We start from the raw sequence: 13030 nt of genomic DNA, 5'->3' as shown, positions 1-13030 counted from the left end.
CCGAATGGGTCGATGATCGAAGGGGGGCGGTTAACAAAGCCTCAAATCCTGCACCCCGCCGAGGCTTTCGCATCAGTCCCTCAGCGCCGCGGCCAGCCGCGTCCAGCCGCCGGGCACCGTGGGACCCGTCTTGCGGCAGAACCAGACCACGGACGCGAGGAGGGTGTCGCCGGTCAGCGCCACCAGATGCGGATTCTCCGCGCCGGGCGCTCCGGTCCGCACCAGCCGGTCGAGCGTCGCGTCGCTCAACGATGAATCGAAGCCGCCCAGCAGTTCGAAGCCTGTGTGCCGTTCGAACAGGGCCGCGAGTCCGTCGCCGGCCAGTTCGGGGCCGAGGCCCGCCACATCCGGACCACCGTCGAGGCGCAGCCGGCCCATGATGGCCAGAACGCCGCCGTCCGCCAGCCGCTCGTCCGCCCAGGCGAGCACTTCGCCGGCCGCCGGATCGAAGATCGCGTCCTGGAGCAGAAGGACTGCGTCCCAGGGCCGTTCCCCGGCGGCTTCGGGATGGGCACCGGGCGGGCCGTGGTGGACGGCGATCCGGTCGCGGTGGAACAGACGGGGCTTCAGCAGCCAAGTGTCCATCTCGCCCGCCGCCGCGCGCTCCGCCCGCGCTGCGGCATCGGCGCCGATGTCCAGCACGTCCACATGGGCGGCCCATTCCGTCAGGGCGAGATAGAAGCCGTCGACGGCGGTGCTGACGGCCAGCATCCGGGCCGTCCCGTCGAGCAGCCCCAGCCGGTCCAGCCCGTACAGCATATGCACGCGCTCCCAGGTTCCCCGGCTGCGCTTGAAGTAGCTGTAGACGTGGTTGAGCAGCTCGTCGTCCCGCAGCGCCTCGAAATCGGGAATGTTGTCGGCGGCGGTGACATGGAAGGTGCCGCAGTTCGTCTTGAAGCGCTGTGCCCATGCGAACCAGGCCGGGTCCTCCCAGTCCTCCGACGCGGCCAGCTTGCCAAGGCACGGCGGCCCGTCCGGCCGTTCCGTCGCGGCGATGCGCAGACGCGGGCGCAGGCGGCGGGCGTTGCGGTGGCGGAGCGCCGCCTCGCGGATGCGGGCCAGCGTCTCTTCAGGCACGCCTTCGCTCCGTGCGGCGCCCGGCCAATCCAGCAGGGCGAGCAGCGGCGCCGACCAGCGGCGCGGATCGACGGTGGCGAGGTCGGGAGCTGCGGCCGCAGCCTTCAGATCGCCGCGGGCGAGCGCCACCTCGCGCGAGGGCATCGCCAGCCGGCGGCCGAGGGCCTGCCGCATGAAGGCTTCGAGAGGCACGCCCGCCGGGCCGGCGGATGCGTCCGGCGCCATGGCCTGCCGGATGATGGCGGTCAGCCGGTCGCCGACGGCGTCCAGTGTGTAGTCGGCGAGCGCCCGTTCATAGGCGGCTTCGGCCACGGCCCGGCGTTTGCCGTCGTCGCCGATCAGAGTCGCCAGCCGGTCGGAGAAATCCTCCAGCCCCTCGCCGAGCAGAATGGACGCGCCGTCCTCCAGGCAATGGACCGCCTCGCCGACCGGCGTGGCGCAGATCGCCACCTTGGTCAGCATGTACTCGAACATCTTGGTCGGGCTTTTCGAGGCGTTGAACGCGTTGTCGGCGTAAGGCAGGACGCCGATGTCCATCTCGTTGAGCACCGCACCGAACTCGCCCGGCGGGATGTGCTCGTGGAAGACCAGATTGTCCATCTCCGGGTGGCGCTGCCGCAGGCGGCGCTTCAATTCCTCCCAGGCGCGGCCGAAGCCGATGATGTGGAAGCGGGCCTTGCGACGGATGCGGCTCGGGACCAGGGCGAAGGCATCGACGCCGAAGACGATGTCCTTCATGGGGATGTCGCCCCACACGTCGCCGCACCACAAGATGTTCACGCAATCGCCGAAGCGTCGGCGCGGTTCGCCGCGGCGGTCGGGATTGAAGACGTCGCGGTCCGCCACCGTGTGGACGAGGTGCGTGTTCGGATTGAACGGGGCGAGCAGGTCGAGGATGCGCCGGCTGGACGCCACGCAGGCCTGGGCCCGTTCGGCGAAGCGGGCGAGGAACTCCTCGGGCTTCAGCGACGGCAGCCAGGGCTCGATCCGGCGGAAGGGCTGGCTGCCCAGATCGTAATCGTCGTAGTCGAGCACGATCCGGTTGCCGTTGCAGCCCGCCGCCATCAGACAGGACACCGCGTGGTAGCCGGCCTTCTGCACGTAGAGCAGCGCCCGCGGGTTGTGCGACAGGATCTCGAAGGCGGCCAGATTCAGGCGGAGTTTCTCCTCCTCCGGCAGATTGGCCGCCAGCCCGCCTTGCTCGGTCGCGCCGAGATGATCGAAAAAGGAGAGCACCTCCGCGCGCAGTCCGCGCTGGTTGACCAGCTTCGCGAAGCTGTAGGCGCGCACACGGGCGGGAGCGAGCTTGAAGCCGTCCTGAGCGACAAAAACGACGTCGGCGGCGTCGATGCGGGCGAGCCAGTCGGGATCGAGGAGAGGCTCTGACACCATGATGTCCGCTCGGGGGAAAGACAATCGAGGGAAGCGACCTTGGAGCAGCCCTTCACGGTGGGTCAAGGCCTTATCGGTGACGCGGCCTGGGCCGCGCTTCACCGGCTGCGGCGCGCCGGGTTCACGGGCGTGGAGGACGCGCCGCATGCGCGGGCCAGGCCGGGCGAATTGTGTCCTCCTCGCGGTCCGTTTCGCATATCGTTTCCCCGATCCCGCCCGCTTCCGGGCTTCCAGTGCGCCACTTCCAGGGTGTTCATGGCCGTTCCGTTCGTCATCGCCTCCGATCTGCCCCGGGATGCGCGCGTCTATGTCTACGGTTCGGGTGCCGGCGGGCAGGCCTTGGCGCGCTATCTGATCCGTTCGGGTCTGGATGTGGCCGGATACGTCGACTCGTTCCGCGAGGGCCGCGTGGACGGGCTGCCCATGCATCGCTTCGACCGGTACCTCGCGATGCGCCGGGCGGGGGATGCGCTGCTCATCGGCTCCACTTTCGTCGGCGAGATCGAGCGCCATCTGGTGGCGCACGGCATCACGGACGCTTTGGATGGCTCGCTCCTGGCGATGGCCCTGCTGGAGCAGAGCCGCATGGCGTCGCGCCTTGTGGACGGACGCGTCCGCCTGACCGTGCCGGAGGCCGGGTGATGGCCCGTCGTCCGCGCATCGCCTTGTTCGCTCCGGCCTCGCCGCTTTACGTCAACGTTCTGATGGGCCTGCGGGCCGGCTTCGCCGAACTTGGGGTGGATGCGCACGCCGGCTGGCCGCTGCCGGACGGGCGCCTGCTCACCGCTTTCCTCGGCAATTTCCGCCCCGACGCGATTCTGGAAATCAACCGCTGCCGAGACCAGATCACCGGCTGCGACGTGCCGTGCCGCCATCTCGCCTGGATGCAGGATTTCCAGTATGACGGGCAGCGGCTGCTCGACCGGTTCGGCGGCAGCGACCTTTTCTACTTCATGCTGCCGCCGGACATTTACGGGATCGATCCGGCCACGCTGCCCGCCTGGCGGTATCTGTGGCCGGGCGTGAACCCGGACATCCATCGACCGAAGCCCACGGAACCGCTCTGGGATCTCTCGCTGATCGGGCACATGTACCCGCCGCCGCCCGAAGCGGTGATGCAGGCGGCCGTCGAGGTCGATGGGCAGGTGGTGGGAACCTTCGCCGCATTCGCCGACGCCTTCCTCGCGTCGTCCATCGGCTATGCCGACATCCGTCTGGGCGCGGTCCACGGATTTCTGGTGGACGAGTGCGCGCGCCGCGGCGTGACGCTGTCCCCGAAGGCGCTGGATGCAAACGCGCTGTTCCTCTTCGACGAGGTCCTGTTGCGCATCAAGGACCGTCGCGCCGTGGCCGACGCCATGCTGCGCGTCTCCTCCAACGTCCGTTTCTTCGGCAACCTCGGCTGGATCCTGTGGCCGGATTATGCCCGCCGGTATGGCGGAGAACTGGTCGATCCGCACGATCTTGCCGCCGCCTACCGGTCGTCGCGGCTGACCGTCAACAATTCGGCGTGGCCGCTGCATTTCCGCACGCTCGACGCCATGGGCTGCGGGTCGGTGGTCATGATCAACCGGGTCCGCCGTCCGGACGTCGACGAGCATTTCCACACCGACTTCCAGCCCGGCACGCACTATGTCGACTACGACGCCACCGACTTCGGGGACGCGGCGGCCCGCGCCCTGCGCGACGACGCGGCCCGGATGCGCATGGGCGCCGCCGCGGCGGAGGTGATCGCGCGCAAGCATTTGTGGCGCCACCGGGCCGAACAGATCCTGGCGGACCTGGACGCGTTGTAGCGGCGGTTCAGCGTCCGACGATGCCGCCGGCGGGGCTGAAGATCCGCTCGGCCACGGTGAGGTCGCTCGGCTGATCGACTTCGCACCAGGGATCGGCGATGGGGACCGCCTGGATCTCCACCCCGCGGGACAGCAGGCGGGACAGCAGGCCGGTCATGTCGAGCCGGTCGGCCTCCGCCGCCGGAAGTCCGCCCAGATAATCCGTCACCGTCCGCCAGCCGGCCGGCGTCAGGCGGAGCAGGCCCATGTATTGGCCTTCGACCTCCGCGAGGGACTTCGGGCGGGCGCCGATCTCGACCAGCCGTCCGCGCGCGTCGACCCGGAACGTCTCCGCGTCGTCCAGCGGGTCGGCGAAACGACGGCTCCACAGCGACAGCCAGTTCGGGTCGTAGGTGATGGCGATGTCGCCTGGCGCTGCCATCAGCCTGCGGACGCTGCCGGGGCTGTAGACGATGTCGGTGTAGCTGACGACGCAGGGAGCGGCGGCAAGCCAGTCGTCCGCGCAGGCCAGCGAGGCGACCATGTTGGTCTGCTGCCAGCGGTCGTTGGTGAAGAAGCGCGACACCGGCAGTTCCTGCCGGTCCCAGAAATCGGCGAGATAGCCGCGAACCACCGCGATCTCTCCGATCCCGGCGGCCGTCAGCGCCTCGATCTGCCACCGCACCAGAGGACGCCCGTGCAGGGAGACGTAGCATTTGGGGTGGGTGTCGGTGGCGGTGCCAAGGCGCGAACCCCGGCCGGCGGCGAGAAGGATGGCTTTCATGGCAGGGCCAGCAGGTTGCGGAACAGGGCGATGTCCCGTGGATCGAAGGGCAGGGTCCGCTCCGGATGCCACATAACGGCGGCCAGGGGAAGCGTGGGGTGGCGCATTGCTTCGATCAGGCCGTCGGCGCTGCGGGCCTCCACGATCCAGGGTCCGGGGGCCCTGGGCAAGCCGTAGCGATGGAAGCTGTTGACCGTGCGCCCGCCCCAGCGTCCCTCGATCGGGTGCGGCGTGCCGATGTGCCCCGTGGCCTCGGCGAACACGCCACCGAAGGCGCAGGCCAGGGATTGGAAGCCCCGGCACACGCCGGCCAGAGGAAAGGCGCCGCCGCTGGCCCGGCGGATCAGCTCCTGTTCGACGGCGTCGCGTTCCGGCGCCGTGCCCCCCAGCGCCCCCGGATCGCCGCCGCCAGTGAGGATGACCCCGGACAATCCTTCCGCCAGGGCTTCCACCGTCTCCAGATGGTTCGGCAGCGGCAGGGCCACCGCCCCAAGCGCCTGGACGAAGCGCACCCAGTTCTGGTCGAGCTGGTCGCGCCGCTCGTTCCAGTCCGCCACCTCCTCGACCCTCTGGGTCAAGCCGATCACCGGCAGGGGCATGCGCGTTCCTTTGTCGGTTGGGGCTGTGCGCATCAGCGGCTCACATCAGGATCGTCACCTGCCGTCCGGCGCCGTCGATCTGCAGCCGGCGGGCCCGCGACCAGGATTGGTAATAGGCTTCGCCGCACCCGATCACCGCTGGCAGACCAAGCTCCTGCGCCCGGATCGCCATGTGGGAGTTGATGCCGCCATACTTCGTGATGAAGCCGGCGATGCCGCAGGTGAACAGCCAGTCGTAACCGGGGTCGGCGGCGGGGATCAGGACGATGCGGTCCCGCAGCGCCGCGCGCCCGGCGTCCGCCAGGGCGACGGGGGCTGAAACGCGCTTCTGGGTGACGAAGTTGGGCGCGGTCGTGGGCAGATGGAAGCTCCATGCGTCGCCCGGCTCGGTGACGAGAGGGGGCAGCACGATCGTGTTCGTGCGGGCATGGCGCTCGCGGCCTTCCGCGATGGAGCGCGCCAGCAGGCCGTGTGCCTCGTCTGCCCCGCCGGCCAAGCGGGCAACCGTCCCGATGTCGGCGAAGGACAGCGCCTCGCGGTCGAAGCCCAGCCCGGCCCCCCACTCCGCGAACAGCTCCATGGCGTCGCTGAGGTTGGCGGTGAAGATGAACTTGGCGTATTCCCGCCCCTCGATCGCCGCCTTGAGGAAATCGAACAGGCCCAGCAGGGAGTCGTCCAACCCGTGCTGCTTCATCAGCCCTTCGATCCGCCGGAACTGCTCCAGGCTGAGGCAGAAGGTTTCGGCCGGTTGCGGCTGCGGTTTGTCCTGGTTCGACCAATCGAAATACAGATCCGGCGCGGCGTCGTAGCGGGGCGACGTGATGTCGTAGGTGCCCGGTCGCAGATGCCCGTAGCGATCCAGGAAGGCGGGTTTCGACAGCCGCTGGAAGTCGCGTCCCATCTCGCTCGACACGGTTTCCAGTGAACGCATGAACTGGCTGCGCTCGGCCTCCGAGAAGACCCCGACATCAACCAGCGAGCGCAGGAGTTGGACCGCGATGAAGCCGGCCCGCGCCAGCCCGGCGAAGGGCAGAGTGCCGTAGCGCTTGCAGTCTTCCAGCAGCCAATAGATCTTGTGCAGGCTGTCGAGGTTGCTGTCCAGGATCGTGCGGCGCCGCGTGGCCAGTATGTCCAGCTTCGCCCGGTCCTGCCGCCACAAGCCCTGCCCATGATGGATGATCCGGTGGGTGAGGCGGCGAAGGCTGTCGGACAGCGTGCCGATCTCCGTCTCGGTGAAGCCGGCGGACGCCAGCCGTTCCAGCCGCTCCGGAAGATCGAAGGTGTAGCAGCTGAACACGATGTCGAACTCGACCTTGTCATGGCAGGCCGGGTGTTCGATGAGGGTGGTGAGGTAATGGTCGGTCAGCCGCTCCGCCAGTTCGTCCGGCAGGTCCTTGGGCAGGAAGGAGTTGAAGCTGACCCGCACGTCGATGAACGGCACGCCCTGGAAGCTCTGCAGCAGGGGGAAGCTGCGCAGGTTGCGGTAACCGTAATTGTCGCGCTGATAGGCCCAGATGGCGTCGGTCACCATCTCCTTGTAGAGCGACAGGGCGAGCGGCCTTGGCCGGACACCGATGATCTCGGCGGGGTTCCAGTCCGGCATCACCCCGTAAACCGTGCGTTGGCCGAACAGGAAGGGATGGCGTGTCTGGCCGGCGGTCACCTTGGCGGCGATCCGCTCGACCCAGGCGGCGTGTTCGGCGGGGTTCGGCCGAGGGACCCGCAGGACGAGGGGACGGACTTGGAGCAGCACCACCGATCCGTCGCCCTGAACGGCGAATTCGACGTCCAGCGGCAGGCCGGAGAACAGGTTGCCGAGTTCCTGCAGCAGGGCCGCAACTCCCGACAGGGCGGCGGGCGGACACGGAGCCGCGTGGTGGATGTAGCAGGTGCGCAACCCTTCGCCGTCGCCGCTCGTTACGGCGTCGGTGCGCTGACCCTCGCTGTAGTTGACGACGTGATAGGGACCGCCGCCGTTGGGGTCGCAGGTGAAGGCCACCCCGGCCATGACCACGTCCTCGACCATCGGCTGTACGAAGAACTCATGGAGGCCGGGGGCTTCGGCCATCGAGCAGGCGACGTCCGCGCAAGCCTCGGCAAGATCTTCGGGGCGAACCTGGAGCCGGGTGGTGAACGCACCGGCCATGGAGCCGTCGGCGGCGTCCTCCTGTGCGGCGGATGATCGGACGGCCATGAGGGACCAGCCCTTGGCCTTGAGGACGGCCAGGATTCGTCCGGGCTCACGCAGCCATTCCGTCAGCGGCACGATCTCCAAGGGTGGGATCTTGGCGCTTTGCAGCTGGCCGGCCAAGGCTGCCAGCGTGCCCGCCTTGGACCGCGCCAGCCAGGGGGAACGGCTGGGCTCGTTGGAGCCGCTTCCATCGGTCTGATCCCGATGGATCGGGCCGTGATGTCTGGCTTTTGCTGCGGTCGTGGTCAGGTCTGGCATTGGGACGTCCGGTGATGCGAGGCGTGGGGGCTCCATCCCTGTGTCCGGGGCAGCAAGGCACGTGTGGCGATCGCCTGCGGCATGGTGGGGCGCTGGGCATGTCCGAACGCCGGCAGGATGTCGTCGAGGAGCCAGTCACCCATGGATCTGCCGTGTCCAGCATAGCGCGCACGGGCTTTTACCATGAAGAACGTCCGGTAAATCATCCGTAAAGAGAATCCGCAGTGGCCGTCGAGACGGCGATCATCTTGTGGATCTTGGCCTTTCAGAGGACGGAACCGGGGAGTGGAGGAGGAATCTCGATCCGGAATGCCGCCTTCATCCGGATCAGCCGCTCGCGGATGGTGTGTGCCTGCGCGGGGGGCATCGGGCAGAACAGCGTGGCGGATGATGGCACCTGCTCCATGGCCAGCACGGGGCGCCCGAGAAAGTGGGTCCCTTGCATGACGGGGTCTTCGTCCACGAAGAACGAAACCTCGTTCTTGGTCTGTGAGGCCAGCCACGTCGCCGCGACCGATGTTCCGAGCAGGCCGACCGGCCCGGACGCGGCCAAATGCTCGACGGCTCCACCCACGGCATGAAGCCAGGAGACCATCCGCTCCACGGTGGCCAGATCAGCCATCGGTTCCCCGGTCAAGCGGGTTTCCGGCACGGCCGGGGAAGAAGCGGCGACCGCCCTTTTTGCCAAGCCGGCCACGACGGAAAGCTCCTTGGGAATCCAGCGATCCACATGCAGGATCTGCAACCCCGCGTTTCGGACCACGCGGCTCAGCGTGTCGGCCGTGAAGTGGGAGCAGTGGTCCGCAATGGTCAGGTCGAACGGGTTTTCCGTCAGCGAGGGCACCTGAACGAGCAGGCGTCCTCCGGGAGCGAGAAGACTGGCGGCTTGGCGCAGAAAACCGGCGGGATCGGCGACATGCTCCAGCACATGGACCATCGACACCACGTCGAAGGTGGCATCCAAGGCGTTCAGAGGCCCTGCGTGGAACAGCGCGACGCCGGGGATGGCGAGGATGCGGTCGCGGACACGGTCGTCCTGCTCCGCCCCCGCCAGACTCCAGCCGGGGCGGAGCTGCGCGGCCGACTGAAGCAGCGGACCCGTGCCGCAGCCGATGTCGAGCAGGCGTCCCCGCTCCGCAGGCTGGTCCCACGCGATGAAGCGTTGCAGAAGCGCGCCCGAGCGGCTGCGCAGGGTGTTGTCCTGGCTGTCGCGGACGGCATGGTCGGTTCCGCCCCGTTGGTGGAACATGGCGTAGGAGCCGTAGATCTCGGCCATCTCGGTCCGCCAGGCCGCGTCGACGCCGGCCTGCACGGTTCCGCAGATGGGGCACACGCCAAGCCGACCTCCGGACGGCCATGGGCGGCAGTCCGAGGTGGTGCGCGCCAGGGACGCGAATGCCTCGACATCCGCGATGTCTGCGGCGGCGCAGACGTGACAGCACAGAGGAGCGGCGATGGTCATGGCGGTGCGAGGGCGTCCAGGGCGTCGAAGGGGGACGGGGCGGCGATCCCGTATGTCTGTTCAAGGCGCGTCGCGTCCAGGCTCGTGTGCCGCGGATTGGCAATCAGGATCACCCCGGCCTCGTCCGACCGGCAGGGGCTGACGCGGTCTCGCGGAACGCCCAGGCGTTCTGCGATGTGGAACGCAGCGTCGGCATAGGTGATGTCGTGGGTTGCCGAAACTTGGAAGAGCCCTCCCTCGCTCCCATGGCCCACCGCAACGAGGGCTTCCACCGCATGATCGACGCGGATCGGCGCCATGCGCAGATCGTCGAACGGGTGGATGGTGCGGCCGGCGGCAAGGTCGGCGGGCCAGTTGCCCAAGACCGGCATTCCGGAACGGATCACCTTGGTCAGCCGCAAGGTCGCCGCGGACGCTCCCAGGGCGGCGATGCCATCCTCCGCGAGAGCCTTCTGCCGCCCATAGTCACAGGCGGGCTTCCGTGGCGCGTCCGCTGCGGCGCGGGGAGCGAGGCCATCGAGAACGAGGCTGGTCGACAGGAACACGACGAAGGCACCGGCATCGGCAAGCCGGCGGGCCAGAAGAAGGGTGTTGTGCCGGTTGATCCGATCCGCCGTTTGCGGATCGTCGCGGCACCCGGCGAGGCCGGTCATGGCCGCGCAGAGATAGGCGATGTCGATGGTCCCCGGTGGCGTCCAGCCGGACAGATCGGACGCAAGGTCGAGCGGGATGCAGGCGCCCGCGGTGTCCGCGACCGGCCGGCGGCGCGAGGTTCCGGTGACCTGCATTCCCTGCGCGCGGAGCCGCGCGGCGAGCGCGGAGCCCACGCCGCCATCGACTCCGACCACGAGGATGCGCTTGCCCATGGATTTCCTTCACGCAGACGGATTCTGCGGGCTGGCCACGCGGGTCAGTTCCGGATGAAGCGGAACCAGTCGCGGGTCGCCTCGGCGATGCTGTCCTTGTCCCACACCGGCGCATCGCGCCAGTAATCGAGATTGTCCAGAAGCCGCGCCACCCCGTCCTCGATGCTGACCTGGGGGCTCCAGCCCAGCTCGGCGCGAATCCGGCTCGTGTCGGCGAAGGTGCAGTCCGGTTCACCGGGGCGTTTGGGCAGATGCTCCACGCGGCCATTGCCGAGAAGCTCGACCAGCCGGTTGACGCTGACCGAGGTGCCGCTCCCGACATTGTAGACGGCTCCGGTGTGGCCCTTTTCGGCGGCGGCAAGGAAGGCGGAAACGACGTCGGTGACGAAGGTGAAGTCGCGCGTCTGGGTGCCGTCACCGACCACGGTCAACGGCTTGCCGGAGAGCATCTGCGCCAGGAAAACGCCGAACACCGCGCCGTAGGTGCCGCTCGTGCGGGCGCGCGGGCCATAGACGTTGAAGAGGCGCAGGGAGGTCACCGGCAGGCCGTAGACCTGTGCCCAATGCAGGAGCTGCTGTTCCCCCATGTACTTCGTCAGCGCGTAGGGATAGCGCGGATTCGGGGGGGCCGATTCCGGCGTCGGGTAGACGTCCGGGATGCCGTAGCACGACGAGGACGCGGCGTAGAGCAGACGCGTCACGTTGTTGGCGCGGGCGGCTTCGGCGATGGAGAAGCAGCCGTTCACGTTGGCGTCGAAATAGCGTTCCGGATTCTGGACGGACGGCACGATGTCGGCCAGGGCCGCCAGATGGAACACGCGTTCCGCACCGGCGAGCAGCCTCGCCATCTCCGCACGGTCGGCTACGTCGGCCTGCACGAATCGGAAGGCCGGATTGCCCTCGTGGGCGGCCAGATTGGACAGCCGCCCGACCGCCAGATTGTCGATGGCGAGGACGCTCCGTCCTTGCGCGACAAGCGCGTCCACCAGATGGCTGCCGATGAACCCGGCCCCGCCGGTCACCACGTCGAAACGACTCATTGTCTCATCTTCCTTCCGCCGTCGGCCGGGGGCCGCCGTCTGACTGTATATCGGATTTCCGGCTGGCTGTGGCGTCGCGCGCTTCCGCCCGACCGTTCATCCGGTTCGGTTCGCCGTCTCGCTCGGCCTCTTCGGCCCGACACAGACGGCCAGCAGATAATGCGCCATCGGGAAGAAGCCCGTATGCACCACCTCGTCGTTCATGGAGAACATGAAGACCGTGTGGAAATGCTCCAGCATCGTGTGACGCAACGCCTCGCCAGTCTTGCAGTTCACGTGCCCGGCCTTGCTGTCTGCGGATGCGTAGGCCTGACTTTCCAGGGACGGCATGCCGGCGATGAAGACGCCCTGGCCGGTCAGGGACGCGATGACGTTGCCGAGGTAGACCTGTTCCTGCACGGGCGGGATGTGTTCGAGCACATCCAGGGAATAGGCGGCGTCGTAGGTGCCGGGAACCGGACCCGACAGAATGTCGTGGACGAAGGCTCCGCTCACCCAGGGCTCGGCCATGCGGGCCTTGGCGTCTTCGATGAACAGAGGGTCGAAATCGGTGATGGTCAGGTCGCCGACTTCGTTCTGCACCAACCGGGAACAGAAGCCATCGCCGCACCCGATCTCGACAACCCGCCGCTGCCCTTTCAGCATCTTGGCGACGAACTTGTAACGGGCCAGCGTGAAGACCAGCCGCTTCGGGTCCTGATGCCAGACCTGATTGTTCATGATGCCCAGGCGGGCCAGCCCGATCCGTTCCCGAAGTTCGAAAAGGCCTTGGTTCACCGGATCTTTGGCCTGCATGGACGTGATCTCCGTTTTCAGGGTTGGTGGTGGCGGATGGAGCGCACCCCATGGCGGCGCGCTTCTCCCGTCCCGTCGTCTTTTCCGTTCGTGGGGCCGCCGCTTCAGGTGGAAGGCGGGGGCCATGCACCAAGGGTACCGGCAGGGATGGCCGCGGATTCCAGGATCGTCTGGACCGCCCGCGCCGGAGTCATGTCCGCAAAATTGTCGATCAGGACATCCGGCGTCTTGGGCAGTTCCGGAGCGAGATCGAGACCGACAACGTCCGTGGTGTTCCGATAGACGTCCTTGGTGTCGCGCCGCTTCAGCTCCTCGATGGGGACGCGGAGATAGACTTCGCAATAGCCCGGGATATGCTCGCGGTTCCACGCCCGCACGGCGTCGAACATGGAAATGGTGGCGCAGACGACGTCGATGCCTTGGCTGGCGGCTTCCCGGCACAGCCGGCCGTAGCGGTGGGCCAGATCCAGACGGTCGGCCCTGGAGTAACGGTCCCCACCGGCGACGATGCTGCGCAGCACGTCGCCGTCGAGGTAGAGAACCGGGCGGCCCAGAACCCGCAACCGGTCGGCGAGACCCCGTCCGATGGTTGTCTTACCGGCGGCCGACAACCCCGTGATCCAGAACACCGCGCTGCGTGGCGGTGCGAAAGTCGGCTCAGGCGGCACCAAAAGACACTCCGGCTCCGGCATGGACGCGGCGAGCCCGGGGAATGCCCCGGAAAGCCTCGACGTCAGCAAAGGGCGCCAATGGTAAACTTCGGGTAAAACCATCCGCGGCGATGCGAAAAG

11 protein-coding genes are annotated in these 13030 nt (G+C 68.0%); 2 read left to right on the top strand and 9 right to left on the bottom strand.

The window, feature by feature from the left end; translation table 11 throughout:
- Nucleotides 1-72 precede the first annotated feature (72 nt).
- On the bottom strand, nt 73-2469 hold the full coding sequence (locus FBZ83_RS26050) for a glycosyltransferase family protein (protein WP_145689716.1): 2397 nt from the start codon (nt 2467-2469) through the stop codon (nt 73-75).
- Nucleotides 2470-2724: 255 nt separating this feature from the next.
- On the opposite strand from FBZ83_RS26050, the gene FBZ83_RS26045 reads away from it, so the two are divergent.
- On the top strand, nt 2725-3111 hold the full coding sequence (locus FBZ83_RS26045; protein WP_145689712.1) for a hypothetical protein: 387 nt from the start codon (nt 2725-2727) through the stop codon (nt 3109-3111).
- Nucleotides 3111-4265 carry a glycosyltransferase gene (locus FBZ83_RS26040; RefSeq protein WP_145689710.1) on the top strand — a complete coding sequence of 385 codons (1155 nt, stop codon included), beginning with the start codon at nt 3111-3113 and terminating at the stop codon, nt 4263-4265. The genes FBZ83_RS26045 and FBZ83_RS26040 overlap by 1 nt, the downstream gene beginning before the upstream one ends.
- A gap of 7 nt (nt 4266-4272) precedes the next feature.
- On the opposite strand, the gene FBZ83_RS26035 is transcribed toward FBZ83_RS26040, so the two are convergent.
- From FBZ83_RS26035 to FBZ83_RS26000, 8 genes are all read right to left on the bottom strand, one after another.
- Nucleotides 4273-5028, bottom strand: a complete 756-nt coding sequence (locus tag FBZ83_RS26035) for an NTP transferase domain-containing protein (protein ID WP_145689709.1) — start codon at nt 5026-5028, stop codon at nt 4273-4275.
- A complete protein-coding gene (locus FBZ83_RS26030; RefSeq protein ID WP_186466192.1) occupies nt 5025-5627 on the bottom strand; it encodes a gamma-glutamyl-gamma-aminobutyrate hydrolase family protein in 603 nt (200 codons plus the stop codon). The genes FBZ83_RS26035 and FBZ83_RS26030 overlap by 4 nt, the downstream gene beginning before the upstream one ends.
- A gap of 40 nt (nt 5628-5667) precedes the next feature.
- The gene (locus FBZ83_RS26025) at nt 5668-8076 is read right to left on the bottom strand and encodes a PEP/pyruvate-binding domain-containing protein (protein WP_145689705.1); all 2409 of its coding nucleotides are present in this window, start codon (nt 8074-8076) and stop codon (nt 5668-5670) included.
- Between the two features lie 265 nt (nt 8077-8341).
- Nucleotides 8342-9538, bottom strand: coding sequence for a class I SAM-dependent methyltransferase (locus FBZ83_RS26020; RefSeq protein WP_145689703.1), 1197 nt, complete (start codon nt 9536-9538; stop codon nt 8342-8344).
- Complete coding sequence (locus tag FBZ83_RS26015) at nt 9535-10404, bottom strand: sugar nucleotide-binding protein (RefSeq protein ID WP_145689701.1); 870 nt, start codon at nt 10402-10404, stop codon at nt 9535-9537. The genes FBZ83_RS26020 and FBZ83_RS26015 overlap by 4 nt, the downstream gene beginning before the upstream one ends.
- Before the next feature lie 44 nt (nt 10405-10448).
- Entirely contained in the window at nt 10449-11444 is a 996-nt protein-coding gene (locus FBZ83_RS26010; RefSeq protein WP_145689699.1) for an SDR family oxidoreductase, read from the bottom strand.
- 96 nt (nt 11445-11540) lie between these two features.
- Entirely contained in the window at nt 11541-12239 is a 699-nt protein-coding gene (locus FBZ83_RS26005) for a class I SAM-dependent methyltransferase (protein ID WP_145689697.1), read from the bottom strand.
- A gap of 104 nt (nt 12240-12343) precedes the next feature.
- The gene (locus FBZ83_RS26000; RefSeq protein ID WP_145689695.1) at nt 12344-12931 is read right to left on the bottom strand and encodes an adenylyl-sulfate kinase; all 588 of its coding nucleotides are present in this window, start codon (nt 12929-12931) and stop codon (nt 12344-12346) included.
- Nucleotides 12932-13030: the final 99 nt, after the last annotated feature.

Origin of the sequence: Azospirillum brasilense (genome assembly GCF_007827815.1) — a bacterium.
GTDB classification, from domain to species: Bacteria; Pseudomonadota; Alphaproteobacteria; order Azospirillales; family Azospirillaceae; genus Azospirillum; species Azospirillum brasilense_C.
Note: the sequence above shows the minus strand (reverse complement) of the source record. Positions and strands in the feature narration are given on the sequence as shown.